The following is a 26164-nucleotide window of genomic DNA, read 5'->3' as shown; positions in this document are numbered from 1 at the left end:
ATGCTCGATGAAGGCCGCCTCCGCTCCATGGCCGACGACCTGGGCCGCGTCCCCGGCGTGCGCGCGGTCGCTCTGGGCGGCAGTCGCGCCCGCGGGACCCATCGCCCGGACTCCGACATCGACCTGGGACTGTACGTGGACGCGGACGTCGACCGCGCCGGTATCGCCCGCGTCGCGAGCGGCTGGACGGGCGAACACGTCGAGGTCGCCGAGCGAGGCGGATGGGGCCCCTGGGTCGACGGCGGCGCCTGGCTGATCGTGGACGGCGTGCCCGTGGATCTCATCCTCCGAGACGTGGAGCGGGTGACGGAGCAGTGCGCCCGCGCCGTCCGGGGCCAGTTCGCCTTCCATCCCCAGCCCGGGCACCCGCTCGGCTTCCTCGACGTCGCATACGCGGGCGAGGTCGCGACGAGCGTGCCGCTGCGTGATCCGGACGGGCTGCTGGTCGCGCTCGCGCGCGGAGTGACCCCCTACCCCGATGCGCTGCGGGAGGCGTTCCTCGCGAACCTCTGGCAGGTCGACTTCCTGCTGAACGCCGCGATGAAGGGCGCGAAGGCCGGCGATGTCGCCTACGTGTCGCTGTGCGGCACCACGACGACCATGCTCACCGCGCACGGGTGGCATGCTGCCGCCGGCACCTGGGTCACGAACGAGAAGGGTCTCGTCCCGAACGTGGCCCGCCTTCCGATCGACACCGGCGGGTTCAGCGCGGCCGCAGCTGCCGCTCTCGGGAATCTGGGCACCTCCGCCAAGGAGTTGCTCGCGGCAGTCGGCCGGTTGCGGGAGCTCCCACGCCCCGGCGGCTCCGCAGCCGACTGACCGGCAGAGGGGCGGGTCACCCCCGGGCGCGCTCCTCGAGGTAGCGCTTCTCGACCTCATTGGCGGAACTCGCGGCGGCCTCCGCGAAGCCGGCCCGCGCCGCGCACCGAAGGCACGGGAGACGGCACGTTCAAGAAGTGAGCGCAGGCGTTCCCGTCGCACTTTCGACGGCTATCGGGCCGTTTTGCGAGCGAAACTGCGACGGGACCGCCGGGCGGGACCGCTCAGGAGTCGCGAGGCGGTCGACGCAGGTTCTTGGTCTCAGTGCGGCGCTGCTTCGCCTTCAGCCGACGCTCTTTCGATCCGCGAGTGGGTGCGGTCGGGCGACGCGGAGGAGCCGGCGGGCGCAGCGCCTCGGCCACCAGCGCGACGAGCCGATCCCGCGCGGCGTCTCGATTGCGCAGCTGTGCACGGTGCTCGGATGCCGCGATCGTGAGCACCCCGTCGACCAGACGCCCGCTGAGCCGGTCGAGCAGCCGATTCCGCTGATGCGGGGAGAGCACCGCCGAGTTCGCCGCATCCCAGACGAGCTCCGCCCGCGAATCCGCGGTGTTGACACCCTGCCCGCCGGGTCCCGACGACCGCGAGAAGCGCCACGACAGCTCGGACTCGGGGATGGTGAGACCCGACGAGACCCGCAGACCGGGGCGATGGGCAGAAGGCATACCTCCATCATCGGCCCTTGCGAGGCCGTACTCGACGTCGCGCGGTCGTTCCCGACGGATGGGGGTTCTCACTGCACGACGAGCTCGGTCCCCTGACCCGCGTCGACGACGACCCCGATGTACGAAGGCACGGTCTCGGCGATCTCCTCCTGGAGGTCGTCCAGCGGCGGAGTCGAGCCGTCCGGGGTGGTGAGGGAGACCGTGGCCGTCAGGCCGCTCCACTGCACCGGCCCGTGGATGTGCCCGCCGCTCTCGTCTCCGAGCCAGTCGGCCGTCACATTCCGGATGCTGACCGACCAGCGGGCGACCGCGATCGAGGCGATCGAGTTCGCCGCGAGCGGGAGAGCGATGATCAGGGCCAGCGTCACGACGATCGCATAGGCCCGGCGCCGATCGGCGGTGGGCGATGACCCGGGGTCCCGCGCGTACCCCGCCACCGTGAACACGATGCTGCCCGCGATCACCAGCGCGAACACGTTCGAGAGGAACAGGACGAGAGCACCGAGCGCCTCGGGCCACTGCCCCTGCCCCGCGCACACACCGACCACACCGAGCGGCGGCACGAGGGAGATCGCGATCGCGACGCCCGGCATCACCGCGCTCAGGTCCTTGCGGCACATCGCGAATCCGCCGGCGAACCCGGTCGCCAGCGCGGCCATCAGATCCATCAGGCTCGGCGAGGTGCGTCCGATCACCTGCGAGTTGGTGGACAGGCTCTCCGGGGTCGCGACGAAGACCGCGAACACCAATCCGAGCGCGACGACGATGACGACCCCGCTGAGGACCCACAGGATTGACGAGAGGACCCTCCGCGGATGGCCGGTGACGATCCCCCAGGCGATGCCGAGGATCGGTGTGCCCAGCGGGGCGATGATCATCGCCCCGATCACGGTCGCCGTCGAGTCGGTCAGCACTCCCGCGATCGCGATCACGCCGGAGAGCGTGAGCATGATGAGGAATCCCGTCCGCTTGCTGAGGGCGTCTCCGGCGCCCAGGTTCAGCGCATCGTCCAGGGCCTCGGCCGACAGCCGCTGCGACGGCGGGATCAGAGTCTGCGTCAGTCTCGACATGCCGCGGACCCCGTCTCCGCGCCTCGTGTTCTCGTCATGACCGAAAGCTAGGCACGCGGACCCCTGCGCGCAAGATCCCCTCGCCCGCACGGGAGGAGGTGTGGCGGGCCGTCGGGAAGAAGTGGACGCGACGGCGGGAGTCGAACCCGCAACGCCGTCAGGTATGAGCTGAGGCCCGGGACCACCCGGATCGCCGCGATGCGAACGACGTTACCCGGCCGTGATCTTCCTCGCTAGAACCGTTTCCTGGGATGACGCTCCGAGTCTGTGGATGACCGGCCGTCACTCGAGTTCATCCGGCGCAGCGGCGTCGAGGGCGCGCAGCAGCCGTCCGACGGCCTCGCGCAGCTCGCTGCGGTGCGGCTCGGCCAGCGCCACCGTGTACTCGACCCCCTCGGGGATCCAGAGCAGTCCATACATAGCCTCCCGCCAATCGGAGCCGCCGACCGGCCAGTGCGTGCGGTCGTCGCCCACGGGCGTCGCCCCCTCCCACCACGGCCCGAAACGCTCCTGCACCTCGGCGAGCGGCAGCTCCATCACGGCCGCGGCCGTGACGTTCTGCGGCGACCAGGACGCCGCCACGAGCACGCGCGCTTCGATCTCCTGTTCGGTGATCTCGTGCCGGCTGAACAGCACGCGGGTGTGCTCGACCGACACGATGCGGTCCACTCGGAAAGTGCGCCAATCGTCACGATCGAGATCCCAACACAGCAGGAACCACTTGCGGCCGGCCGGTGCGAGAGCATGTGGCTCGACCCGGCGGACGCTCTCCTGCCCTTCCCCGTCCACGTAGCGCAGCCGCAACCGTTCTGTGTCGCGCGTGGCCAGGGCGATCTCTCCGAGCACCTCCGGCGAGACCACCGGAGCATCGCCGATACGGGGCGCCTGCACCGACGCGGCGAGCGCGTTGACCCGCTGTCGCAATGCCGAAGGCAGCACCTGTTCGAGCTTCGCGAGCGCCGTGAGCGTGACATCCGGCCCCCCGACCAGCTGCTGAGTGGCAGCCACCCGCAGCCCGATGGCCATGGTCACCGCCTCATCGTCGTTGAGCAGCAGCGGCGGCACGGCGCTCCCGGCCTCCAATCGATAACCACCCGCCGCCCCGGGCGTCGACTCCACCCGGTAACCGAGCTCCCGCAGACGATCGACGTCGCGACGCACTGTGCGCTCGGTGACGCCCAGGCGTGTCGCGAGCTCGGCTCCCGGCCAATGTCTGTGCGTCTGCAGCAGATTGAGCAGAGCGAGGGCGCGGGTGGTCGTGTCGGTCATGCGTCACAGATTGCCAGACAACGAGGACGAGATCTGTCCGCATTTCTTTCTACGCTCCCCCTCATGAACGAATCCCTCATCGAGACCGAAGGCCTGACCAAGGTCTTCACCGTCAAGAAGACACCGGTGCACGCGGTGACCGATGTCTCCTTCACCGCCGTGCGCGGCGAGCTCGTCGCCTTCCTCGGCCCGAACGGCGCAGGCAAATCGACCACCCTCCGGATGCTGACCACTCTGATCCCGCCGACCTCCGGTCGCGCGACGGTCGTCGGACACGACATCCGCACGGACGCAGCCGGGGTGCGCGCGCGCATCGGCTACGTCGGGCAGCTGACGAGCGGCAGCTTCTCGCAACGCGTTCGAGATGAGCTGCTGAGCCAGGGCGCGTTCTACGGGATGTCTCGCCGGGACAGCGCACGGCGGGCGAGCGAGCTCATCGAATCGCTCGATCTCACCTCTTTCGCGAACCGCAGCGTGCAGCAACTCAGCGGCGGGCAGAAGCGTCGACTCGACATCGCGCTGGGGCTCATGCACGCGCCGCCCCTGATCTTCCTCGACGAGCCCTCCACCGGACTCGACCCGCAGAGCAGGGCCAACCTCTGGGAGCACATCCTCGACCTGCGCACCCAGCACGGCACAACCGTCTTCCTCACCACGCACTACTTGGAGGAGGCCGACCGTTACGCCGAACGAGTGATGGTCATGGACAAGGGCCGCATCATCGCGGACGACGACGCCACCTCCCTCAAGGCGAAGCTCGCCGGAGACGTGCTGACGTTCGGATTCGCGGATGCTGCCGACGCGGCGAGCGCGCGGGGCGTGGTCGCTCGTCTCAGCGCGGCTGAGGTCACGGTCGAAGACTCCGAGATCTCGCTCGCGGTCCCGGAGGGCGACAGGCTGCTCCCGGTGGTCGTGCGAGAACTCGACGCCGCCGGCATCACCGTCCATCGGGCGACCGGAGTGCCACCCACCCTCGACGACGTGTTCCTCGCCCTCACCGGACGCACCCTGCGCGAGGCCGGAGAGGGCGCCGAGGCCGCCGTCGACTCGCCCGATCCCGCACCCTCCCTCTCGGGGAACGACATGACAGGAGTCCACTCATGACCGACAACGACACACGCGTGCGCCCGAACCTCGCGCGCGACACCGGCAATGTGCTGAGCCGGGAGCTCAAGCCCGTTCTGCGCGACCCGTTCACGCTGATCTTCAGCCTCTTGCAGCCGCTCATCTTCCTGGGATTGTTCGCCCCGCTGTTGATCGGCGACTCCGGGCGACCGGCCGGCGAGACCCTGGACTGGTTCGTGCCGGGCGTGCTGGTGATGATCGTGCTGTTCGGCACCGGGTCCACAGGATCGAACCTGCAGTACGAGATGATGACCGGCTCGCACGAGCGCACACTGGTCGCCCCGCTCGCCCGCTCCTCGCTGCTGATCGGCCGTGCACTCAAGGAGATCGCGCCGATCGTCGTGCAGGCACTCGTGATCGTCCTGATCGCGTGGCCCTTCGGATTCACGGTCGACGTCCCCGGCCTGCTCATCGGGCTGGCCTTGCTGGCCGTGTTCGGGGTGGGCCTCGGCTCACTGTCGTACTCGCTCGCGCTGGCGACGAAGGACCGGGAATGGCTCTTCTGGGGTGTGCAGCAATCGTTGATCTTCCCGCTCCTGATCCTGTCGGGGATGCTGTTGCCGCTGGACGCGGCACCTGGATGGATGCGAGTGGTCGCCTCGTTCAACCCGGTGAACTGGGTCGTGCAGGCTGAGCGCGCACTTTTCGCAGGCGACCTCGGGGATGCGACAGTGATGTGGGGCTGGCTCTCGGCGCTCGCGGTCGCGGTCGTCGGACTCGCCGTCGGCGTACGCGCCATCCGTCGCAGCAGTTGACGCGAGTGCGAAACCCGGACGCGGCGTCGGCCCGTCAGCAAGTCGTCCCGCGACACACCGACAACCGCACAACGCGTCTGGGTTTCGACAACGCCCTCGGATCAGGGACGATGAGGAGCATGCTCTGGCCCTTCGGATCGACCTGGCGCCCGGTGCGGTGGAGACGGCGCGACGCCCTCGAGCTGCGCTGGCTCTCGGCCCGCACGTGGACCCGCCGCTGGTATCCCCAGGGCATCGACCTCGGCAGCTGGCGCGACCGCCCCACGATCGCCGTGAGCTGGTTCCGGCAGCGCCTCGACGGCGTCCATCTCGCCTCACGCGTCACCCTCGTCGACCGCGAACGCGCGCGACACCTGGACATCGTCCTCGCGGTCACCGGGGACGAGGGCGAGCTCGAGCCGGCGCCGATCCACGCCGGTGGCCTCGCCTGGTTCGAGGATCGATTGTTCGTCGCGGCGACGGGACGCGGCATCTGGGAGTTCGATCTCTCCGACATCCGCCAGGTCCGCGGCGCCGACGCCCGACGACTCGCCGGAGCGCGCGCCCGCCGGAGCCGTGCCACCGTGCTCGTGGCCGTGCGCACCGTCGTGCATCCGGTCGCTCTGCGCTGCTCCTTCCTCGGCCGGGTGTTCGACGACGACGGCTCTCCCCTCCGACGCGTGCTCATCGGCGAACACCGCACCGACGGCAGCGGCCGGATCGGTGAGTTCTCCATCCCCGAGGACCCCGAGGACGCCTTCATCGAAACGGACCGCTTCTCCCCCGACATCGCCCGCATGCAGGGGGCGGTGCGGTGGGGCGACCGCTACTTCGTGTCACAGTCCGACCAGTTGCACCCCGGCGTGCTGTGGAGCGGTCCGCAGTCCGCGCTCACCCGAGATCGCGCGGCACTGCCGGTCGGCTGCGAGGACCTCGCACTCGACCTCGACGCCGAGCTGCTGTGGACGCTGGGCGAACACCCCTGGCGGCGCGTGGTGCGTGGCATCCCCTTCGCTCACCTGGGCATCGGCGACGGAGGCACGGCGCAGCGAACGTAGACTGAAGAGGTGAAGAAGCCCGCCCCTTTCCTCGTCTACACCGTGCTGCGGCTGCTGGCATTCCTGGTGCCGCTCGCCATCCTGTGGTTCTTCTTCCCGATCTTCCGCGAGTTCTGGTGGCTCGCGGCGATCTTCGCCGCCCTCATCGGGATGAGCATCTCGATGCTGTTCCTGCGCACACCCCTCACCGACGCCTCCGCCCGCTTGCAGGAGCGTCGGGAAAGCCGCTCCTCCGGCGGTCAGGCCGACGCGGAGGCTGAGGACCGGGCCATCGACGATGCGAACGAATCCGTCGACGACGACCCGCGGGTCTGACCTTCGCGCGCTGGATCAGCCGACGAACGCCCAGAAGAGAGCGCCCGCGTAGAGCAGCGCGGTGAGCGAGGTGAGCGCCAGCGCGGTCACCAGCTCCTTCGGCTGCCGGTATGACCAGACGATCGCGATGGCGGGGAGACCTGCGAGCAACGCCAGCAGCGAGATCCACGCGATCGGGAACAGCAGCGCCAGCACGGCCGCGATGCCGAACGGCACCAGGACGAACAGCGTGAACAGCACCTGGGTGGCCCGGCGCCCGATCAGCACGGTGAGCGTGCGCTTGCCGACCTCGCGGTCCTGATCGATGTCTCTCAGGTTGTTGGCCAGCAGGACGGCGCATGCGAACAGGCCGGCGGCGATCGCCCCGAGCCAGGCTTGCTGCGGCAGGTCGAACACCTGCACCCACGTGGTGCCGAGCGTCGCCACGAGCCCGAAGAACACGAACACGAAGACCTCGCCCAGGCCGTAATAGCCGTAGGGACGCTTGCCCCCGGTGTAGAACCACGCTGCGATGATGCACGCGGCACCGACGGCGAGCATCCACCACTGCCCCGTGCGGATCACGATCGCCAGCCCGACGGCTGCGGCAAGCGCGAAGAAGCCGAGACCGATGATCAGCACGGTGCGGGGCTTCACCCGTCCGGAGGCGGTGAGCCGGGCCGGGCCGACGCGGTGGGCGTCCGTCCCGCGGATGCCGTCGCTGTAGTCGTTCGTGAAGTTCACGCCGATCTGCAGCAGCACCGCGACGGCGAGACAGGCGAGCGCGATGACCCAGTGGAACTCGGGACCGGTGCTGCGTGCCGCCCCCGTGCCGATGACCACCGGCGCGATCGCGAGCGGCAGCGTGCGCAGCCGTGCAGCCCCGATCCAGTCGGATACCGTCACCGGCCCCGCTTCGACGACCGGACGCTTCGCCGGGTTGCCGCTTCTGCGGGTCGGCGTGCGCTGGGCACTCGGGGCCTTCTTCTTGCGCTGGGAGGATGCTGCCACGCAGGGAATCCTACTGGCCGGGACGATGCGCGGCCTGCGCGTGCGGAGGGATCAGGCGTTCGGATTGCTGTCCTTGCCGTCGAGCCACAGGGTGTCGGAGGCGTCCCCGTGGGCGCCGCCCTTGCCCACGTGCTTGTCGCTGATCTGCGGACCCTTCGTGATCACGTGCACGAGCGCCATCGCGTGGCCCTGTCCCAGCTGATAGTCCTCTTTGAGCCAGGCGACGATGGGCGCGGCCTTGGTCGTCTGGTCGAAGCCCTTCTCCGTGGCGCGTTCGATGAACTGTCGCGGGGTGAGGCCGGTCTTGGTCTCGATGTTGTCGAGGTATGCCTGGAAGGACATGGGGTCTCCTACGGTGTGTCAGTCCTCGTCGAGGAACGTCTGGATGATGGTGGCGGAGGCGTGGATACCGATGATCTTGAGAACCCCGTCGCCCGCATTGGTGAAGCGGTGCGGGATGAAAGCGGGGCCGGTGGCTGTGTCTCCGGCCTCGGCGACGAACGTCTCCTCGCCCACCGTGATCGAGGCGACGCCCTCGATCACGACCCAGGTCTCAGGATAGGGATGCCAGTGCAGCCCCGGCCCCTCGCCCGGTTGATTCTCGACGAAGAAGTACGACACCTCGGCGCCGTGTTCGACCCCGACGAATCGGCGGCTGCGACCCGAGCCGATGCGGATGTCCGCGCCGGCGACGACCCCGACGGGAAGAGATGTGCTGTTCATGACCCCAGTCTCGACAGCGAAGGACGTACCCCCTAGAGTTTCGATGTGCATCGAAACTCCGGTCCGATCGAGGGCATCGAGCATCCCGATCATCGCGTCGAGTTCCATCTCACCCCCGGCGACGTCGAGGCGGTGCGGTTCGGCATCTCACCCGGTCACGAACTGGCTCACGCGGTACGTGTGCTGCGGCGTCCCGCCGCGCATCCACTGCAGTGGGGATGGCTGCGGGCCGTTCGCGATCGTCTTCCGCGCGACGACTTCGCCCTGCTCACCACCGTGATCGGAGATGACGGCTACCTGCCCGACTTCCTGACCACCGCTCCACGGTGGGATCTGACGCCCGAGGTCGAGCTCGAGGAGCTGCGCGGCGCACCGCTCGAGCCGATGCGCGTCGACTTCGGGAAGATGGTGGTGCGTTCGACCGGCGCTCGACGACAGGCGCTGCGCGAGATGCAGGATCACCCCGAGCGCGCCCGCGGCCTCATCGCGGACGCCTGCGCCGCCGTGTGGGACGCGGCGCTCGCCCCGGTGTGGCCGCAGCTCGAGCGCCTGCTGCGCGCCGACATCGCCGTCCGCACGCGCGCGATCGCGAGCACGGGCATCGCGGGGATGGCCGGCGACCTGCACCCTCAGGTGACCTGGGGTGCAGGTGCCGTCCGTGTCTCCCTCCGCCGTCACAGCGAGCAGGTCGACTGCCGGGGAAGCGGTCTCGTCCTCGTCCCCTCGGTCATGTCGTCGTGGGGGTGCATGGTGCTCACCGAACCTCCCGCGCAACCCACCCTGTTCTACCCCGCCCGAGGCGTCACGGCCGGCTGGGCGCGGAACGCGACCGACATCACCGATGCCCTCGGCGCGCTGCTGGGGCCGGCCCGCGCCGGCATCCTGCTTCGGGCCGGCACCGCCCGCACGACCTCCCAGGTCGCCCAGGAGGCCGACCTCGCGATCTCCACCGCCTCGCATCACCTCGCCGTGCTCCGAGGCGCCGGCCTGATCGCCAGCGAACGCGATGGCCTCAGGATGCAGCACCTGCGCACCCCGCTCGGCGAGGCGATGGTGGGCGCCGTGCTCTGAGTCGCGCGGCTACTCGGTCGAGCCCACCGGGATGATCGGCCGGTGCTCGTAGTAGGTCTGCAGCACCACGGTGGTGCGCGTGCTGACGTTCGCCGCGAGGCGCACGTCCCGCACGAGTTCCTCGAGCGCCCGCGGAGTCGGGACGCGGACGAACAGCATGTAGCTCGCATCGCCGGCGATGGAGTGGCAGGCCTCGATCGCGCCGAGGTGCTCGAGCATCTCGGGCGCGTTGTCGGGCTGAGCCGGATCGAGCGGCGTGATCTCGATGAAGGCGGAGAGCGGCGTGCCCACCTGCTCGGGGTCGAGGATCGCCCGATATCCGGAGATCACGCCGCGCGTCTCCAACCTGCGCAGGCGGGACTGCACCGCCGAGACCGAGAGGCCGACTGCATCCGACAGCTGGGAGAGCGTGGCACGCCCGTCACGGGAGATCGCGGTCAGGATCGCGCGGTCGACAGAATCATCCATAGCTGTAAGATTATCGTCAGGATTCCGATTATGCAGGAATCTTTCCGTCCAAATCCCTGATCGGAGGTCCCGATGTCCCTTCTTTCCGCCAACAGTTCCGCTGTTCAGGCCATCGTCGGCGAACCCGAGGTCGTCGAGGACGCAGCGATCGCCGAGCAGTCCGCCGCCTGGGCGCAGCTCAAGGACGCCGCGATCGCGATCCGCGAGATGCAGATCAAGGACGGCTCGATCCCCGACGCCGCGCACCACGCCGCAGCCCGCGAGCTCGTCGGTGCGATCACCGGCGCGATCCGCGCACTCGCCCCCGCCTTCCCGCATGACGCCGAGTACCTCGCCGCATCGGTGGTCGACTTCGACCGGTGGGCATCGGAGGACTTCGGCGTGCCGGACTTCCTCGACTCGCTCGTGGCCTTCCAGCCGCAGCAGCACCGAGTCGACGGCATCCGCCACCTCGTCGTGTTCCCGATGTACACCCAGAACGGCTCGAGCGATCGCCTGGTCGAGGCTTTGATCGTCGAGACCATCTGGCCTGAGTTCATCGCTGCTCTCGAGGCCGGCGACTACGGCAACAAGCTGTTCGTCTCGCTGCGTCTGGTCGATTTCACGCCCGGCTACGACACGAACTCGGCCGTGCTGTTCCCCGAGACAGTCGCGATGCGCGAGATCCCGACCTTCACGTGGGGCGCGATCTTCCAGGACCGTGAGGCGGCCCGCTACCGTCGCGTCACCCGTGCCGCGGCCGAGATCACCAACCTCGAGCTACCGGAGCGCGCGGCCGCGATGCTCGACGACCAGCAGGTGGCGGAGAAGACCTTCGTCATGTGGGACATCATCCACGACCGCACGCACATGCGCGGGGACCTGCCGTTCGACCCGTTCATGATCAAGCAGCGGATGCCGTTCTTCCTCTACTCGCTGGAGGAGATGCGCTGCGACATGACGGCGTTCCGCGAGTCCGTGAAGATCGAGCGCGCGCTCGCAGCCCGCATCGCCGCCGGCGAGGAACTCACCGAGACCGAGCAGGAGATGCACGACTACGCGCACCTCGTGCAGTACGCGGTGATCTTTGACCGCATCTTCCGGTTCGCCATCACGGGCACCCGCACCCGCAACTACGATGCCGTTGGCGGCCAGCTGCTGTTCGCCTGGCTGCACCAGCGCGGTGTGCTGCACTGGACCGACACCGCCCTCGCGTTCGACTGGGACAACGTGCCCGATGCCGTGGTCGCTCTGGGAGATGCGATCGACGACCTGTACTGGCACTCGATCGACCGCCCGAAGGTCGCACACTGGCTCGCCGCATACGAGCTCGTCCGCGGCACGCTGACCCCGCACCCTGCCTCGCAGTGGGCGCGCGGTCTGTCGGACGAGATCCTCGCCGGCGCACCGAAGGGCTACACGGACGCGGTGATGGACGACGAGTTCCCGCTGTCGATGTTCTTCGAGACCCTCCACAAGAAGATGAAGCCGGTCATCGAATCGACCGTCGGCATCCGCGGCACGGACGACTGATGACCACGCGCGCACCGCGCGCGTTCCGAGTGTGACGCTGGGGCGCACCGCGCTGCGGCCGGAACCTGTTCTGCGAATTCTTCCGCGGGTTCCGGCCGCAGAAGCCCCTCCGACGCGGAAGAGTGGAAGACATGGCTGAACAGACGGATTCGAGACTCTCCGGCCGCAGGGTCGTGCTGGCGGGAGCGACCAGCACTGCGGGTCTCGCGGTCGCGCGTGCCCTGCACGGAGCCGGTGCGCACGTCATCGCCACCGGTCGCTCCGCCGACAGACTGCAGGAGCTCGCCGATGTCGGCGCCGAGGTCGTGGTCGCCGATGCGACCTCCCTCGCAGAGATGGCCGCACTCGCCTCCCGGTCGGGCGCCGTCGACGCGGTGATCCCGCTGGTGGGCGGCTGGCGCGGCGGCGGCGGCCTCGCCGGGCAGTCGGACGAGGACTTCGCCGCATTGCTGCCCGCCCTCGAATCCGTGCGCGCCACGAGCCGGGCCTTCGATGCCGCGCTGCGCGCCTCCGAGGCCGGACGATTCGCGATCGTGTCGTCGACCGCCGTCGCACGACCCCTCGCCGGCGGAGCGAACTACGCCTCCGTCAAGGCCGCCAGTGAGGCCTGGGCGCGGGCGGTTGCTCAGGGGTACGCGAAGGCCGCGCGGGAAGCCGGCGAACCGTTGCGGACCGCCTCCGTCGTGTTCCGTGCCAAGGCGCTCGACCCCGAGGCTCTCGCGACCCGGATCCTTTCCCTGTGGGACGCGGACGCCACCGACCTCAACGACCGGGTGTTCGACCTGGAGTGAGTCCGGACGGGATCCCCGCCGCGCTCAGCGGGGTTCCGGCGGTATGCCCGGCACGACGGGCGGAGCCTCCACGTGCCGGACCTCGGCGTGCTCTTCCGGCTCTTCTCCCCCGCTCGCGTCCGGGGTGTGCGGCGCCGACCCCTGGGCGTCTCCCTCGGGCGTCGGGATGTCCTGCTCCGGCGCCTGCGCATAGAGCTCGGTGAGCTTGCGGTACGAGCGGGTGAAGAAGGCGAGCGTCGCGGCCACCACCATGACCAGCCCCGCGAAGAGGCAGATGAGGGCGATGCCCCGGGCCTCGCCCTCTCCGAGGAGCCAGCCCCACTGCTGCTGCCCCCCGGCGGTGTTCATGTACGGGATGATCAGGAACTCCGCGATCGGGGCGATCAGGAACGCGGTGATCGGCGCCGCCGCCGCTTCCATCGCCGCCGCGACCCCGAACACCCGCCCCTGTCGCTCGAACGGGACGACCTTCTGGATCACGGTCTGCTCCGCGGCCTCGACCGGCGGCACCAGTGCCATGTACACCCACATACCGACCACGTACAGCGGCCACCACTCGCGCAGCATGAACACCGAGCCCAGCAGTCCCATCGCGATGACCACGAGCAGCATCGTGCGCATCGGCTTGGGGCCGAGGCCGAACTTCGCCACGAGCGCACCACCGATCAAGAAGCCGGTCGACGCGAACGCCAAGGCGAAGCCCCAGGTCTGCGCGTCGAACAGGGTCAGCCCGTACGGATCCATCAGCGCCATGTAGACGCCGCCGATGAGGTTGTTGAACGTGGAGAAGATGATGAGCGCGAACAGCCCGGGGGCGAGGCGGATCGCCTTCACACTGCCGCGGAAGTCGAGTGCGCTCGACGCCTCGGGGTCGGGCTTCGGCGTCCCCTCGGGGATGCGGATGAAAAGCAGGTGCGCGAAGGTGAGCGCCATCGCAGCGATCGCGATCGCGAGGGTCCAGCCCATGCCGAGGAACCCGATCGAGAGCCCCGAGAACACGCTGGTGACCAGGAAGGCGATGCCCTGCACGGTTCCCACGAGGCCGTTGGCGTTCGCGCGGCGGTCTTCAGGGATGAGCAGGGTGACGGTGGTCGAGAGGGCGATGTTGCGCAGCTGCTCGATCACTCCGCCGAACAGGATCACGCCAGAGAACAGCCAGAACCACGGGCCGCCCAGATCGAGGAGCGCTGCTTCGGGCTGCCAGAGATACAGAGCGCCGGCGACCAGGAAGGCGGCCGCCGAGATGACGCTCGAGATGACCATGACCGTGTGTTTGCGGTTGCGGTCGACGATGGTGCCGAACGCCATCGCGAAGAACGCGATGAAGAGCATGTACGCACCGCCGATGATGCCCGTGGCCAGCACGGACTGCGTCTCGATGTAGACCCAGAACGTGAGCGCGAACCAGAGGAAGCTCGTCGTCACGTTCGCAATGAGCGTGTTGACGAGGACGTTGCCGAAAGCCCTCTTGGCTGCGGTGCGCTCCATGGGTTAGAGGGTAGGGCGGGGCGGGGACATTCGGTAGGGCGATTAGGCTTGAGCGGTGAGCATCCAGCATGATCCCGCGATCCGCGGCTTCGCCAGTGACAACTACTCCGGCATCCACCCCGACGTCCTCGCGGCGATCGCCGCGGCGAACGGCGGTCACCAGAGCGCCTACGGCGAGGATGCGTACACCGCCCGCCTGCAGGAGGTCTTCCAGGCGCACTTCGGCGACGGCGTGGAGGCGTTCCCCGTGTTCAACGGCACGGGTGCGAACGTGACCGGCCTGCAGTCCATGCTCCCGCGCTGGGGTGCCGTGATCGCGGCGTCGACTGCGCACATCAACGTCGACGAGGCTGCCGCCCCGGAGAAGATCGGCGGCTTCAAGCTGTTGACGGTTCCCACCGACGACGGCAAGCTCACCACCGAGCTGATCGACCGCGAGGCCTGGGGCTGGGGCGACGAGCACCGGGCGCAGCCTCTGGTGGTCTCGATCACGCAGAGCACCGAGCTGGGCACCCTGTACACCGCAGAAGAGATCCGCACGATCGCCGATCACGTGCACGAGCGCGGCATGAAGCTGCACCTCGACGGCGCCCGCATCTCCAACGCCGCCGCCGCCCTCGACCTGCCCCTGCGCGCCTTCACCCGGGACGTCGGCGTCGACGTGCTCACGTTCGGCGGCACCAAGAACGGTGCGATGCTCGGCGAGGCGATCGTGGTGCTGAACCCCGACGCCGCCGAAGGCCTCAGATTCTCGCGCAAGTTCAACATGCAGCTGTCGTCGAAGATGCGCTTCGTCTCGGCCCAGCTGATCGCGCTGCTCGAAGGCGACCTCTGGCTGCGCAACGCCCAGCACGCCAACGCCATGGCGGCCCGTCTGCGCTCCGAGATCGAGGCCGGCATCGCCGAAGGATCCATCCACGGCGTCGGCTTCACGCAGCCGACCCAGTCGAACGGCGTCTTCGCGACGCTGCCCGACGGCGTCGCCGACCAGCTCCGCGACTCGTTCCGTTTCTACGACTGGGATGCCGCCCGCAAGGAAGTCCGCTGGATGTGCGGCTTCGACACCGAGGAGGCCGACGTCGACGCGTTCGTCGCCGAGCTCTCCCGCCTCACCCGGCGCTGACCCGGGCGACCTCGGCGCGGTGCAGGGCTCGGAGCCGCAGGTACGCCCCAGACCCCCGTTGCGCGCCGAAACCCCCTGCTACTGACGCGGACAGGGCGGGGTCTCGGCGCGCAGGCGGGGTCTCGGCGCGCAGGCGGGGTCTCGGCGCGCAGGCGGGGTCTCGGCGCGCAGGCGGGGTCTCGGCGCGGGGGTGCCGGGCGCGAGTGCTAGCGCAGAAGACCCAGGCTCGCGAGAGCCTGACGGATCAGCGTGCCTCGACCGTTCTCCATCTCGGCCGCGACCGCGTCGGATCCCGCGGCCTCCGGCGAGAACCAGGTGACCTCGAGCGCATCCTGGCGCGGCTCGCACGTTCCAGTGACGGGCACGACGAAGGCCAGCGAAACGGCGTGCTGCCGATCGTCGTGGAAGGCGCTGACGCCGGGGATCGGGAAGTACTCGGCCACCGTGAACGGCAGCGGCTGCGGCGGGAGCAGCGGGAAGGCCATCGGGCCCAGGTCGTTCTCCACGTGTCGGAAGAGCGCCTCGCGGATCGTCTCCCCGAAGCGCACACGTCCGGAAACGATCGTGCGCGTCATCTCCCCCATCGGGGTGGACCGCAGCAGGATGCCGATCTCGGTTACCTGGCCGGAGCCGTCGGTGCGCACGGGGATCGCCTCGACGTAGAGCATCGGCAGTCGCCGCCGCGCCTCCTCCAGCTCGAACTCGCTCAGCCAGCCGGGGTTCGCATCCGGAGCCGGCGGGTTCGCGTCTCGGAAAGCGCCGAGACCTTCGTCTTCGGGCTCCGGGTCGGGATCAGGTGTACGGACCGCCATGTGTCCTTTCTACCAGCCGCCTCCTCGGACCGACACCGGCCCCTCTCCACCGCACGCTTCCCGCGTGCGCTCCCCCGTGCGCTTACTCCGTGCGTGCGGCCCGACGTGCACCGTTTCGCCGGCCGACACGCCAGATGTCGGACGTTGCCCACTCCTCGGTCCCACATCTGGCGTGTCGGCGGGGATCGTGTGTCGGCGGCTGCTGGCAGGATGACGGTGTGAGCGAGAACCCGACGATCGACGACACCGCGACCCGATGGTCGTCCCTCGACCGCGGACGGATGCCGCTGCTGGTCCTTCTGCACGGCTACGGGGCGGACGAGCACGACCTCTTCGGGCTCACCCCTTATCTGCCGGAGGGCATCGCCGTGGCTTCCGTCGCTGCACCCCTCACCCCTCCGTGGCCGATGCCGGGCCGCTCGTGGTACCCGATCGAGGGACTCGAAGGGCGCGCCCCCGAGGCCGTGACCGCTGCCGGGGAGGCCTTCCTGCAGTGGCTCGCCACGGCCGTCGGAGATGCCCCATCGGTCGCTCTGCTGGGCTTCTCGCAGGGCGCCGCGGTGGCGCTGCAAGCGCTGCGACTCGCGCCCGAGCGCATCGACGCCGTGGTGGCGCTGAGCGGATACGCCGCACCGGGCGAGCTGCCGAACGACGAGGCGCTGACCGAACTGCGCCCCTCCGTGTTCTGGGGCCGCGGCACGAACGACGACGTCATCCCGACCGCACTGATCGACCACACGGCACAGTGGCTCCCCGCGCACTCCGAGCTTTCCGGACGGGTGTACACGGGTCTGACCCACAGCATCTCCGAAGAGGAGCTGGTCGACGTGCATCGGTTCCTGGCGAAGTGGCTCGACCGGATCCCGTCACCCTGATCAGCGCGGGGGCCGATCCCCGTCGGCATCAGGCTCGCCCGTGGGAGAGCCCCCTTCCCCGTCCTCGGATTCCTCGTCCTCGGCCTCACCCTCGGCAGGGCGGCGTGACGTGCCGCCGGACGTGATGGCGACCGAGAGCGCGATGCCGATCGCCATCCCGATCCCGATGCCGAGCGCCCAGTTCTGCAGCGCGGAGCCGAGGGACACGCCGATCGCCATTCCGAGTGCGAGGCCGACGCCCAGCCCCATCCGCGAACGGGACTCCTGGGGACTCGGACCTCGATCTGCCATGCCTCCACGCTACGCATCCCTGCGCACGACGGCATCCCCCGCGCGACGGATGCGCGACACGCCCGGGTTGCGCGGCACCGACACGCCCGGGTATCGTCGGGGAGTCCTGTCCGCCGTGTCTGGAAGTCCTTTGATCTGATCCGTCGCCTCCGCGCCTCTCTTCCCGCGCGCTGACCCGACGATCGCCGACTCCACGGCAGACCCGCTCCTCCGCGACCTGTGACTTCACACGTCCGGCCGGTGCTCGGTGTCAGTGCACCCTCGCACTCGACAGGAGACACCCATGTCAACACCCACTTCCCTTCACGCGTCGGTCACCCTCGACCGGCTCGCCTTCGCCTGGCCGGACGGCACGATCGCGCTCGACGACGTCTCCGGCAGCTTCGGTTCTTGTCGCACGGGCCTGGTCGGTCGCAACGGCGCCGGCAAGTCCACACTGCTGCGGCTGATCGCCGGCGAGCTCGACCCCACCTCGGGCATCGTCACGGCGTCCGGCGATGTCGCGTATCTCCCGCAACAGCTGACGCTCGATGTCGACCGTCGGGTCGCGGAGCTTCTCGGCGTCTCCGCGGCGCTCGACGCCGTCCGGGCGATCAGCGCGGGCGACATCGATCCCGCGCACTTCGATGCCGTCGGCGACGACTGGGACATCGAGGCGCGCGCCGAGGCCTCGTTGGCGGAAGCCGGCCTCGCGCCGGATTTCCTCGATCGCAGCGTCGGCGAGCTGTCCGGCGGCGAAGCGGTCCTGGTCGCGATCGCCGGCATCCGCCTGCGCCGCGCGCCGGTCACGCTGCTCGACGAGCCGACCAACAACCTCGACCGTGACGCCAGGGCGAAGCTCGGCACGATGGTGCGCGCCTGGAAGGGCACGCTCATCGTCGTCAGCCACGACCTGTCCCTGCTCGAGTTGATGGACGACACCGCGGAGCTGTACGCCCAGACGCTCAGTGTGTTCGGCGGACCGTACTCGCAGTGGCGCGCCTGGCTTGATGCCGAGCAGGATGCGGCGAAACAGGCCGAGGTCACCGCCGCCCAGGCGTTCCGCAAGGAGAAGCGCCAGCGGATCGAGGCCGAGGTGAAGCTCGCCCACCGCGCACGCACGGCGAAGAAGGCCGAGATCGAGAAGCGGGTCCCGAAGATCATCGCCCACGGCCGCAAGATGGCTGCCGAGGTGTCGGCCGGCAGGCTCCGCACCGAGGTCGGGGCGAAAGAGGATGCCGCACGGTCGGTGCTCGACGACGCCGGGAGACGCGTGCGCTCCGAGGCGTCGATGAAGATCGAGTTGCCCGACCCCGGGATGTCGCGCAGCCGCCGGATCGCGACGATCGGCCATCACGAGCGGGCCTGGGTGATCCAGGGCCCCGAGCGGGTGGCGTTGATCGGGCGCAACGGTGCCGGGAAGACGACCCTGCTGGAGCGGTTGGTGGCCGGCGGGGTTCACAACTCCTCAGAAACCGCCGCCCCTGCCCCGGAAACGGGCGCTTCCACCGCATCGGCCGAGGATCTGAGGAGTTCTGAACGCCCGAGCCTGCATGCCGAGGCCCACACCGACCTGATCGGCTACCTGCCGCAGCGGGTCGACGGTCTCGACGAGGAGCACTCGGTGTTCGAGAACATCGCCGCCGCGGCGCCGCACGTACCGGAGAAGGAACTGCGCAACCGCCTCGCCCGGTTCCTCATCCGAGGGGCCACCGCGGACCGCCCGGTGTCGGCGCTGTCCGGCGGCGAGCGCTTCCGTGTCGCACTGGCGACGCTGCTGCTCGCCGACCCGGCGCCCCACCTCGTGGTGCTGGACGAGCCGACGAACAACCTCGACCTCGACACGGTCGACCAGCTGGTCGAAGCCCTCCGCGCCTACCGTGGTGCGGTGCTCGTGGTGAGTCATGACGACGCGTTCCTGCGGCGGCTCGACCTCGACCTCACCCTCGAGATCGACGGGGACGGCGCGCTGCGGGAGGTCCCGCTGGAGCCCTGACGCGCGGGAGGACGGCCCGGATGTCCCCGGCCTCGACGAAGATGGAGACATGAGCGATGTGCTCGACCGCTTCACCCCGGCCACACAGGACTGGTTCCGGGGTGCGTTCCCCGCGCCCACCCCGGCCCAGGCGGGTGCGTGGGAGGCGATCTCCGCCGGAAAGCACGCTCTGGTCGTGGCGCCCACGGGCTCGGGAAAGACGCTGTCGGCGTTCCTGTGGTCGATCGACAGCGTCTTCCGAGAACGCACGTCAGAGGCCGCGCTCCCGGCGAAGGGCGAGCCTCGAACCCGCATCCTCTACATCTCCCCCTTGAAGGCACTGGGCGTCGACGTCGAACGCAATCTGCGCTCCCCGCTGATCGGCATCGGCCAGTCCGCGCGCCGCCTCGGCGTGCCCGCGCCCGCGGTCACGGTGGGAGTGCGTTCGGGCGACACCACGTCGAGCGACCGCCGCAAGCTGGTGTCGGATCCGCCCGACATCCTGATCACCACCCCCGAGTCGCTGTACCTCATGCTGACGAGCCGCGCGGGCGAGACGCTGCGGGGCGTCCACACCGTGATCATCGACGAAGTGCACGCCGTCGCCGCCACCAAGCGCGGCGCGCACCTGGCCGTGAGCCTCGAACGCCTCGACGCGCTGCGCCACGCGAACGGGACCGAGACGCCGGCGCAACGGATCGGGCTCTCGGCCACCGTTCGTCCGATCGACGAGGTCGCGCGGTTCCTCGGCGGGTCGGCTCCGGTCGAGATCGTGGCACCGCCGGCGTCCAAGACCTTCGAACTCGGGGTCGTCGTACCGATGGACGACATGACCAATCCGCCGCCCCCGCCCGGTGTCGCGGGCGAGACCGTGGATGCGGAGTACACCGAAGTCACCGGCTCGGTCTGGCCGCATGTGGAGGAGGCGATCGTCGACCGCATCCTGCAGAACAACTCGACGATCGTGTTCGCCAACTCGCGGCGCCTGGCCGAGCGGCTCACAGGTCGTCTCAACGAGATCCACTCCGAGCGGATCGGCGTCGAGCTGCCCGCGGCGACGGTCCCTGCGGCCATGATGGCGCAGGCCGGAGCCACGGCCGGCGCCGACCCCGTGCTCGCCAAGGCACACCACGGATCGGTGTCGAAGGAGCAGCGCGCCCAGGTCGAGGAAGAGCTCAAGTCGGGCGTCCTGCGCTGCGTCGTCGCGACGAGCAGCCTCGAACTCGGCATCGACATGGGTGCGGTCGACCTCGTGATCCAGGTCGAGGCCCCGCCGTCGGCGGCTTCCGGCCTGCAACGCGTCGGACGCGCAGGACACCAGGTGGGCGAGATCAGCCGTGCCGCGCTCTTTCCCAAGCACCGCGGCGATGTGCTGCACACCGCGATCGTCACCGAGCGGATGCTGGCGGGGAAGATCGAGGCGATCCAGGTGCCGCGCAATCCGCTCGACATCCTCGCCCAGCAAACCGTCGCGGCGAGCGCCCTCGGTGCGATCAGCGTGGAGGAATGGTTCGAGACCGTCCGTCGTTCGGCACCGTTCCAGTCCCTCCCGCGTTCTGCGTACGAGGCCACGCTCGACCTGCTGGCCGGACGCTTCCCGTCCGATGAGTTCGCCGAGCTGCGTCCGCGACTCGTCTGGGACCGCGACGCGGGGACGCTGACCGGGAGGCCCGGCGCGCAACGCATCGCGGTGACCAGCGGCGGGACGATCCCCGACCGCGGACTGTTCGGGGTCTTTGTGGCCGGCGAGACCACCGGTGCCCGCGTGGGCGAGCTCGATGAGGAGATGGTCTACGAATCGCGGGTCGGCGACGTGTTCACGCTCGGCACGACCAGTTGGCGGATCGCCGAGATCACCCACGACCGTGTCAACGTGATCCCCGCCTACGGACAGCCCGGCAAGGTGCCGTTCTGGCACGGCGACGGCATCGGCCGGCCGTTCGAGCTCGGCGAGGCGCTCGGCGCCTTCGCGCGCGAGGTGTCGACGGCACCTCCCGAGAAGGCGGCACAGCGACTGATCGATGCGGGCCTCGACGAGCAGGCTCGAGCGAACCTCCTGGCGCACCTCACGGAGCAGCGCGAGGCGACGGGCACGCTTCCGACCGACCGCACGCTCACGGTGGAGCGGGGTCGCGACGAGGTCGGCGACTGGCGGATCATCCTGCATTCCCCGTACGGCATGAAGGTGCACGCGCCCTGGGCTCTGGCGATCAACGCCCGCGTGCGCGAACGCCTGGGCGTCGAGGGATCGGCGGTCGCGAGTGACGACGGCATCATCGTGCGGATCCCCGACGCGGAGGCGGAGCCGCCGGGCGCCGAACTGTTCGTGTTCGAGCCCGAAGAGCTGGAGCACATCGTGACGGAGGAGGTGGGCGGCTCGGCCCTGTTCGCCTCCCGCTTCCGCGAGTGCGCGGCACGCGCGCTGCTCATGCCCCGCATGAACCCGAACAAGCGCACCCCGCTGTGGCAGCAGCGGCAGCGGTCGGCGCAGCTGCTCGAAGTGGCCAGGCGCCACCCCACGTTCCCCGTGATCCTCGAGACACTGCGCGAGGTGCTGCAAGACGTCTACGACCTCCCCTCCCTGCGCGCCCTCGCGACGTCGATCGCCGACCGCCGGATTCGCCTGGTGGAGACCGAGCCCGGCCAGCCGTCGCCCTATGCCCGCGATCTGCTGTTCGGCTATGTGGGCGCGTTCATGTACGAGGGCGACTCGCCCCTCGCCGAACGCCGGGCAGCCGCGCTGTCGGTCGACCCTGCGCTCCTCGGCGAGCTACTGGGCACGGTGGAACTGCGTGAACTCCTCGATCCCGAAGTGCTCGCCCAGTTCGAGCGCGAGGCCCAGCGGCTCGACCCCGACCGTCGCGCGCGTGGCATCGAGGGCGTGGCCGATCTGCTGCGTATGCTCGGGCCACTCGATGCGGAGGAAGTGGCCCTGCGCCTCGACCCGGAGAGCGTGCCCGGCGCAGCGGGAGACACCGTCGGGGCGGATGCCGCCGCCGCACTGCTGGGCGACCTGGTCGCGGCCCGGCGCGCGATCCCCGTGACGGTCGGCGGGATGAGCCGTGTCGCCGCCATCGAGGATGCCGGACGAGTGCGCGATGCGCTGGGCGCCGCGCTCCCGACGGGGATCCCGGTCGCGTTCCTCGAACCCGTCGCCGATCCGCTGGGCGATCTCATCGCCCGGTATGCCCGCACGCACGGCCCGTTCACGACGGACGCCGTCGCCACCCGGTTCGGACTCGGCGCCGCGGTCGCCCGTCATACGCTTCAGCGCCTGGAGACCGCGGGGCGCCTCACCAGCGGGTATTTCCTCCCCGAGGCCGCCGGGAGCGGCGACGCGATCGAGTGGTGCGACGCCGAGGTGCTCCGCCGACTCCGCATGCGCTCGCTCGCCGCGATCCGCGGATCCGTCGAACCGGTCTCCCCCGAGGCCTACGCCCGTTTCCTCCCCGACTGGCAGCACATCGGTCGCCCTCTCGAAGGCGTCGACGGCGTGCTCACCGTGATCGAGCAGTTCGCGGGTGTGCCGATCCCTGCGAGCGCGTGGGAATCGTTGGTGCTGCCCTCTCGCGTGCGCGACTACACGCCCGCCCTTCTGGACGAGCTCACCGCAGCCGGCGAGGTGATCTGGTCTGGCCACGGCACGCTCCCGGGACGCGACGGCTGGGTGTCGATGCACCCCGCCGATCTCGCGCCGTTCACGCTGCCGGAGCCCGATGCCGAGATCGCCTCCGATTCCTTGGAGTCGCGGATCCTCATCGCCCTCGACGTCGGTGGCGCGTACTTCGCAGGGCAGCTGAAAGACATGGCAGCCGCCGAGAACGAGCAGTCCGTCCTCGAAGCGCTGTGGTCGCTGACCTGGTCGGGCTACGTGACCAACGACACTTTCGCGCCGATCCGCTCGCTGCTCGCCGGCGGCTCGCAGGCGCACAAGGTGAAGCGCCGCGCCCCGCGCGCCCGCACCTACCGCGGTGTGTCCTTCACCGGTTCCGCCGCGCCGAGGCCGCCGTCGATCGGAGGCCGATGGTCATTGCTGCCTCCCGTCGAGAAGGATGCCTCCCGCCGGGCCACCGTGACCGCGGGCCTCCTCCTCGATCGCTACGGTGTCGTCACCCGCGGTGCGGTCCAGGCGGAGGGCCTCCCCGGCGGCTTCGCCCAGGCGTACCGCGTGCTGGCCGGCTTCGAAGAGGCCGGGCACTGTCGTCGCGGCTACGTGATCGAGAAGCTCGGGGCCGCCCAGTTCGCCGCGTCCGGAACGGTCGATCGTCTGCGCACCTATGCGGGACTCGCCGATCCGCCCCCACGCGGTGCCGTGACCCTCGCCGCCACCGACCCCGCCAACCCCTACGGTGCCGCTCTCGGCTGGCCCAAGCTCGACGGGGTCTCGCACCGCCCGGGGCGCAAGGCCGGCGGGCTCGTGGTCCTCGTCGACGGAACACTCGTCCTCTCCCTCGAGCGCGGCGGACGCACGGTGCTGGCCTTCAGCGAAGACGGCGACGTGCTGCGGGCCGCGGCCACCGATCTCGCGGCGACCGCACGCGCACGCCGGCTCGACACCCTCACGGTCGAGAAGATCAACGGCGAGGGCGTCTACGGCACCGAGCTCGCCCTCGCCCTGCAGGAGGCGGGCTTCGTGGCGACGCCCCGCGGCTACACCCTCCGCAAGGCCACCTGAACGATGCACCTACGCTGGAAGCCATGATCCGAGAGTTCGCCACCGGCGTCCGCACGCTGTTGCACGGGTTCGGATTGTGGCGCACGCGCCCCGGGCTCATGATGCTCGGTCTGATCCCTGCGATCATCGCAGTCCTGATCCTCGCCGCAGCGCTGATCCCGCTCGTGATCGCCATGCCTTCGGTATCCGCGTGGCTCACGCCGTTCGCGGAGGGATGGATCGAGCCGTGGAAGGGCCTGTTGCGCGCGGCCGTGGGCTTCGTGGTCGTCGCAGCCGCCCTCGCCCTCGCCAGCGTGGTCTTCAGCGCACTGACGCTGACCATCGGCGACCCGTTCTACCAGCGCATCTGGCACGCCGTCGAGGTCGATCTCGGTGATGCTCCCCCTGCCGACGGCGGCAGCTTCTGGACCACGATCGGCGAGGGGCTGCGTCTCGTGGTGCTCGGCATCCTGATCGCGATCCTGGTCCTCCTGATCGGCTTCCTCCCTGCCGTGGGGGGATTCCTCGGCGCGATCGCGGGTGTGGTGCTGACCGGCCGACTGCTGGCGCGCGAACTCACCGGGCGTGCCTTCGACGCTCGTGACCTCAGTCCGGCCGACCGTGCCGCCCTGTTCTCGGGCAGCCGGGCGCGGGTGCTCGGTTTCGGCGTCGCCACCCAGCTCTGTTTCCTGATTCCCGGTGGTGCCGTCGCGGTCATGCCGGCTGCGGTCGCCGGCAGCACCGTGCTGGCGCGCGACATGCTCGCTCGTGCCGCCGTCACGGCCTCCCCTCACCCCCCGCTGCTCCCGCCTCCACCCGCGCCGTCCGAGGCTCCCTGATGCCCGAGGGTGACACGGTCTTCCGCACGGCGCGACGCCTCGACGAGGCTCTGGCCGGGTCCGAGGTGACCCGGTTCGACCTTCGTGTCCCCCGCTTCGCCACCCTGGATCTGACCGGTCAGCGGGTGCACGCGGTGATACCCCGGGGCAAGCACCTGCTCGCGCGCATCGGCGACAGCACCCTGCATTCCCATCTGCGCATGGACGGGGCGTGGTTCGTCTACCGCCACGGCGAGAAGTGGCGGCATCCGGCCTTCAAGGTCCGCGCGATCATCGGCACGGCCGACTGTGAGGCCGTCGGTGTCGATCTCGCAGAGATCGAAGTCGTCCCGACCCGCGACGAGGAACAGCTGGTGGGCTATCTCGGCCCGGACCCGCTCGCCGACGACTGGGATGCAGACGAGGCGAACCGGCGGCTCGGTGCCGACGCCCGCAGTATCCACGTCGCCCTCCTCGACCAGCGCAACGTCGCGGGATTCGGCAACGAGTACGCTGCAGAACTCCTGTTCCTCCGGGGGATCCTGCCGACGACGCCGACACGGGAGGTCGATGTCTCCGCGCTTCTCGACCTCGGCGTGCGCACCATCCGCGCCAACCGCGACCGCCGCAGCAGGACCTTCACGGGCATCGATCGACCGGGTCAGGGCACCTGGGTCTACGGCCGCGCCGGACGCCCCTGCCGACGCTGCGGCACCCTCATCCGACGCGGCGAACAGGGCGCGGATCCGACACGCGAACGCGTGACCTTCTGGTGCCCGTCGTGTCAGCGCTAGTCACTCGCCGTCGCTGACGAGCACGGGCCTGGCGTTCGGCGGAGGGGTTCCGACCTCCGCAACGGTGTGACCGCTGCAGGCCGTGCTCGTCAGGGTCGCCTTCTCGATGTTCGACACGACGAACCAGCGCATCGCGTCACGCAGCAGGCACCACCCGACGAGGTACCACTGTCCGTTCGTGGAGGCGAACATCACGGGCTCCACTTCTCTCGTGGTCGTGGCCCCGACGCGCGACGTATAGCGGATGCGGACCGTGCGCTGCGCGGACATCGCCTCCTCCAGGACCGATCGGACGGCGCGGGACGGCGAGGGCGAACCCTCCACCCAGACCCGACGCGCGAGGTCGGCCGCGCGGCCGCGCGTGGCGGGATCGAGGACGTCCAGGATCTTCCGGACCCCGGCCGAGGCCAGGTCGGCGTAGGGCGCGTCGGACGCCGCGGAGACAGCAGCCAAGAGCGCCACCGCCTGGGCCGGCGAGAGGGTGATCGGCGGCAGATTCGCGCTCGCGGCCAATCCGTACCCTCCTCCGGGTCCGGGTCTCGACCAGACGGGCGCACCACTGCTCGCCAAGGCGGCGAGGTCTCGCTTGACGGTTCTGACGGACACCTCGAACTCCGCCGCCAGCCGCTCGGCCGGGTAACCCCTGGTTCCGCCGCGACGCAGCATCTCGGACAGCGCATGAAGTCGTTCGCTCCGCCTCACTCTGCACACTCCGATGAATTCATGACAGAAATAGTGCCATACA

25 protein-coding genes and 1 pseudogene are annotated in these 26164 nt (G+C 69.8%); 14 read left to right on the top strand and 12 right to left on the bottom strand.

Features of this window, described 5'->3' with window-relative positions; translation table 11 throughout:
• Nucleotides 1–819, top strand: a complete 819-nt coding sequence (locus LVJ59_RS13970) for a nucleotidyltransferase domain-containing protein (protein WP_232763514.1) — start codon at nt 1–3, stop codon at nt 817–819.
• Between the two features lie 224 nt (nt 820–1043).
• On the opposite strand, the gene arfB is transcribed toward LVJ59_RS13970, so the two are convergent.
• The 4 genes and pseudogenes from arfB to LVJ59_RS13950 all read right to left on the bottom strand — a co-directional run bounded on the left by arfB (nt 1044) and on the right by LVJ59_RS13950 (nt 3823).
• On the bottom strand, nt 1044–1484 hold the full coding sequence (gene arfB, locus LVJ59_RS13965; RefSeq protein ID WP_134352114.1) for an alternative ribosome rescue aminoacyl-tRNA hydrolase ArfB: 441 nt from the start codon (nt 1482–1484) through the stop codon (nt 1044–1046).
• A gap of 68 nt (nt 1485–1552) precedes the next feature.
• Nucleotides 1553–2554 carry a TIGR00341 family protein gene (locus tag LVJ59_RS13960; RefSeq protein ID WP_232763513.1) on the bottom strand — a complete coding sequence of 334 codons (1002 nt, stop codon included), beginning with the start codon at nt 2552–2554 and terminating at the stop codon, nt 1553–1555.
• Between the two features lie 122 nt (nt 2555–2676).
• Nucleotides 2677–2752 (bottom strand): annotated as a pseudogene (locus LVJ59_RS13955).
• An 84-nt stretch (nt 2753–2836) separates the two neighbouring features.
• Nucleotides 2837–3823, bottom strand: a complete 987-nt coding sequence (locus tag LVJ59_RS13950) for a YafY family protein (protein WP_232763512.1) — start codon at nt 3821–3823, stop codon at nt 2837–2839.
• 63 nt (nt 3824–3886) lie between these two features.
• Here LVJ59_RS13950 and LVJ59_RS13945 point away from each other — a divergent pair, with 63 nt between their 5' ends.
• The 4 genes from LVJ59_RS13945 to LVJ59_RS13930 all read left to right on the top strand — a co-directional run bounded on the left by LVJ59_RS13945 (nt 3887) and on the right by LVJ59_RS13930 (nt 7055).
• A complete protein-coding gene (locus LVJ59_RS13945) occupies nt 3887–4927 on the top strand; it encodes an ATP-binding cassette domain-containing protein (RefSeq protein WP_232763511.1) in 1041 nt (346 codons plus the stop codon).
• The gene (locus LVJ59_RS13940) at nt 4924–5703 is read left to right on the top strand and encodes an ABC transporter permease (RefSeq protein WP_232763510.1); all 780 of its coding nucleotides are present in this window, start codon (nt 4924–4926) and stop codon (nt 5701–5703) included. The genes LVJ59_RS13945 and LVJ59_RS13940 overlap by 4 nt, the downstream gene beginning before the upstream one ends.
• Nucleotides 5704–5822: 119 nt before the next feature.
• Nucleotides 5823–6740: a hypothetical protein gene (locus LVJ59_RS13935; RefSeq protein WP_232763509.1), complete on the top strand. Its 918-nt coding sequence runs from the start codon at nt 5823–5825 to the stop codon at nt 6738–6740.
• 9 nt (nt 6741–6749) lie between these two features.
• On the top strand, nt 6750–7055 hold the full coding sequence (locus LVJ59_RS13930) for a DUF4229 domain-containing protein (RefSeq protein ID WP_232763508.1): 306 nt from the start codon (nt 6750–6752) through the stop codon (nt 7053–7055).
• A 15-nt stretch (nt 7056–7070) separates the two neighbouring features.
• Here LVJ59_RS13930 and LVJ59_RS13925 read toward each other — a convergent pair whose 3' ends face one another.
• The 3 genes from LVJ59_RS13925 to LVJ59_RS13915 are packed head-to-tail and all read right to left on the bottom strand — an operon-like array spanning nt 7071 to nt 8768.
• On the bottom strand, nt 7071–8045 hold the full coding sequence (locus LVJ59_RS13925) for a 1,4-dihydroxy-2-naphthoate polyprenyltransferase (protein WP_047520930.1): 975 nt from the start codon (nt 8043–8045) through the stop codon (nt 7071–7073).
• A gap of 51 nt (nt 8046–8096) precedes the next feature.
• Nucleotides 8097–8387: a DUF4287 domain-containing protein gene (locus tag LVJ59_RS13920; RefSeq protein ID WP_047520928.1), complete on the bottom strand. Its 291-nt coding sequence runs from the start codon at nt 8385–8387 to the stop codon at nt 8097–8099.
• Between the two features lie 18 nt (nt 8388–8405).
• Nucleotides 8406–8768 carry a cupin domain-containing protein gene (locus LVJ59_RS13915; RefSeq protein ID WP_232763507.1) on the bottom strand — a complete coding sequence of 121 codons (363 nt, stop codon included), beginning with the start codon at nt 8766–8768 and terminating at the stop codon, nt 8406–8408.
• Between the two features lie 45 nt (nt 8769–8813).
• Between LVJ59_RS13915 and LVJ59_RS18130 the strand changes: the two genes are divergently transcribed.
• Nucleotides 8814–9839 (top strand): DUF5937 family protein, encoded by a 1026-nt coding sequence (locus LVJ59_RS18130; RefSeq protein ID WP_232763506.1) that lies wholly within the window; start codon nt 8814–8816, stop codon nt 9837–9839.
• Nucleotides 9840–9848: 9 nt separating this feature from the next.
• On the opposite strand, the gene LVJ59_RS13905 is transcribed toward LVJ59_RS18130, so the two are convergent.
• Nucleotides 9849–10307, bottom strand: coding sequence for an Lrp/AsnC family transcriptional regulator (locus LVJ59_RS13905; protein ID WP_047520924.1), 459 nt, complete (start codon nt 10305–10307; stop codon nt 9849–9851).
• Between the two features lie 72 nt (nt 10308–10379).
• Between LVJ59_RS13905 and LVJ59_RS13900 the strand changes: the two genes are divergently transcribed.
• On the top strand, nt 10380–11819 hold the full coding sequence (locus tag LVJ59_RS13900) for a DUF6421 family protein (protein ID WP_232763505.1): 1440 nt from the start codon (nt 10380–10382) through the stop codon (nt 11817–11819).
• 131 nt (nt 11820–11950) lie between these two features.
• Nucleotides 11951–12610 carry an SDR family oxidoreductase gene (locus tag LVJ59_RS13895; protein WP_232763504.1) on the top strand — a complete coding sequence of 220 codons (660 nt, stop codon included), beginning with the start codon at nt 11951–11953 and terminating at the stop codon, nt 12608–12610.
• A 24-nt stretch (nt 12611–12634) separates the two neighbouring features.
• On the opposite strand, the gene LVJ59_RS13890 is transcribed toward LVJ59_RS13895, so the two are convergent.
• On the bottom strand, nt 12635–14098 hold the full coding sequence (locus LVJ59_RS13890; protein ID WP_232763503.1) for an MFS transporter: 1464 nt from the start codon (nt 14096–14098) through the stop codon (nt 12635–12637).
• A 55-nt stretch (nt 14099–14153) separates the two neighbouring features.
• Between LVJ59_RS13890 and LVJ59_RS13885 the strand changes: the two genes are divergently transcribed.
• Nucleotides 14154–15221, top strand: a complete 1068-nt coding sequence (locus LVJ59_RS13885; protein WP_134352125.1) for a low specificity L-threonine aldolase — start codon at nt 14154–14156, stop codon at nt 15219–15221.
• Between the two features lie 206 nt (nt 15222–15427).
• On the opposite strand, the gene LVJ59_RS13880 is transcribed toward LVJ59_RS13885, so the two are convergent.
• Nucleotides 15428–16033, bottom strand: a complete 606-nt coding sequence (locus LVJ59_RS13880; protein ID WP_047524563.1) for an NUDIX hydrolase family protein — start codon at nt 16031–16033, stop codon at nt 15428–15430.
• Nucleotides 16034–16251: 218 nt separating this feature from the next.
• On the opposite strand from LVJ59_RS13880, the gene LVJ59_RS13875 reads away from it, so the two are divergent.
• Nucleotides 16252–16908, top strand: a complete 657-nt coding sequence (locus LVJ59_RS13875) for an alpha/beta hydrolase (RefSeq protein WP_232763502.1) — start codon at nt 16252–16254, stop codon at nt 16906–16908.
• Here the strand turns inward: LVJ59_RS13875 and LVJ59_RS13870 are convergent, their stop codons facing one another.
• Nucleotides 16909–17199 carry a hypothetical protein gene (locus LVJ59_RS13870; protein ID WP_232763501.1) on the bottom strand — a complete coding sequence of 97 codons (291 nt, stop codon included), beginning with the start codon at nt 17197–17199 and terminating at the stop codon, nt 16909–16911.
• 283 nt (nt 17200–17482) lie between these two features.
• Here LVJ59_RS13870 and LVJ59_RS13865 point away from each other — a divergent pair, with 283 nt between their 5' ends.
• From LVJ59_RS13865 to LVJ59_RS13850, 4 genes are read left to right on the top strand one after another with little or no spacing between them, the layout of a single operon-like run.
• Nucleotides 17483–19174 carry an ABC-F family ATP-binding cassette domain-containing protein gene (locus LVJ59_RS13865; RefSeq protein WP_232763500.1) on the top strand — a complete coding sequence of 564 codons (1692 nt, stop codon included), beginning with the start codon at nt 17483–17485 and terminating at the stop codon, nt 19172–19174.
• 49 nt (nt 19175–19223) lie between these two features.
• Nucleotides 19224–23828: an ATP-dependent helicase gene (locus tag LVJ59_RS13860; RefSeq protein ID WP_232763499.1), complete on the top strand. Its 4605-nt coding sequence runs from the start codon at nt 19224–19226 to the stop codon at nt 23826–23828.
• 23 nt (nt 23829–23851) lie between these two features.
• Entirely contained in the window at nt 23852–24646 is a 795-nt protein-coding gene (locus LVJ59_RS13855) for an EI24 domain-containing protein (RefSeq protein WP_232763498.1), read from the top strand.
• Nucleotides 24646–25419: a DNA-formamidopyrimidine glycosylase family protein gene (locus LVJ59_RS13850; RefSeq protein WP_232763497.1), complete on the top strand. Its 774-nt coding sequence runs from the start codon at nt 24646–24648 to the stop codon at nt 25417–25419. Before LVJ59_RS13855 ends, LVJ59_RS13850 begins: the two co-directional genes overlap by 1 nt.
• Here LVJ59_RS13850 and LVJ59_RS13845 read toward each other — a convergent pair whose 3' ends face one another.
• Nucleotides 25420–26121, bottom strand: coding sequence for a WYL domain-containing protein (locus LVJ59_RS13845; RefSeq protein WP_308191514.1), 702 nt, complete (start codon nt 26119–26121; stop codon nt 25420–25422).
• Nucleotides 26122–26164: the final 43 nt, after the last annotated feature.

Origin of the sequence: Microbacterium sp. KKR3/1 (assembly GCF_021272365.1) — a bacterium.
GTDB classification, from domain to species: Bacteria; Actinomycetota; Actinomycetes; order Actinomycetales; family Microbacteriaceae; genus Microbacterium; species Microbacterium aurugineum.
The sequence above is the reverse complement of the archived record's forward strand: the minus strand, read 5'-3'. Positions and strand labels throughout refer to the sequence as shown.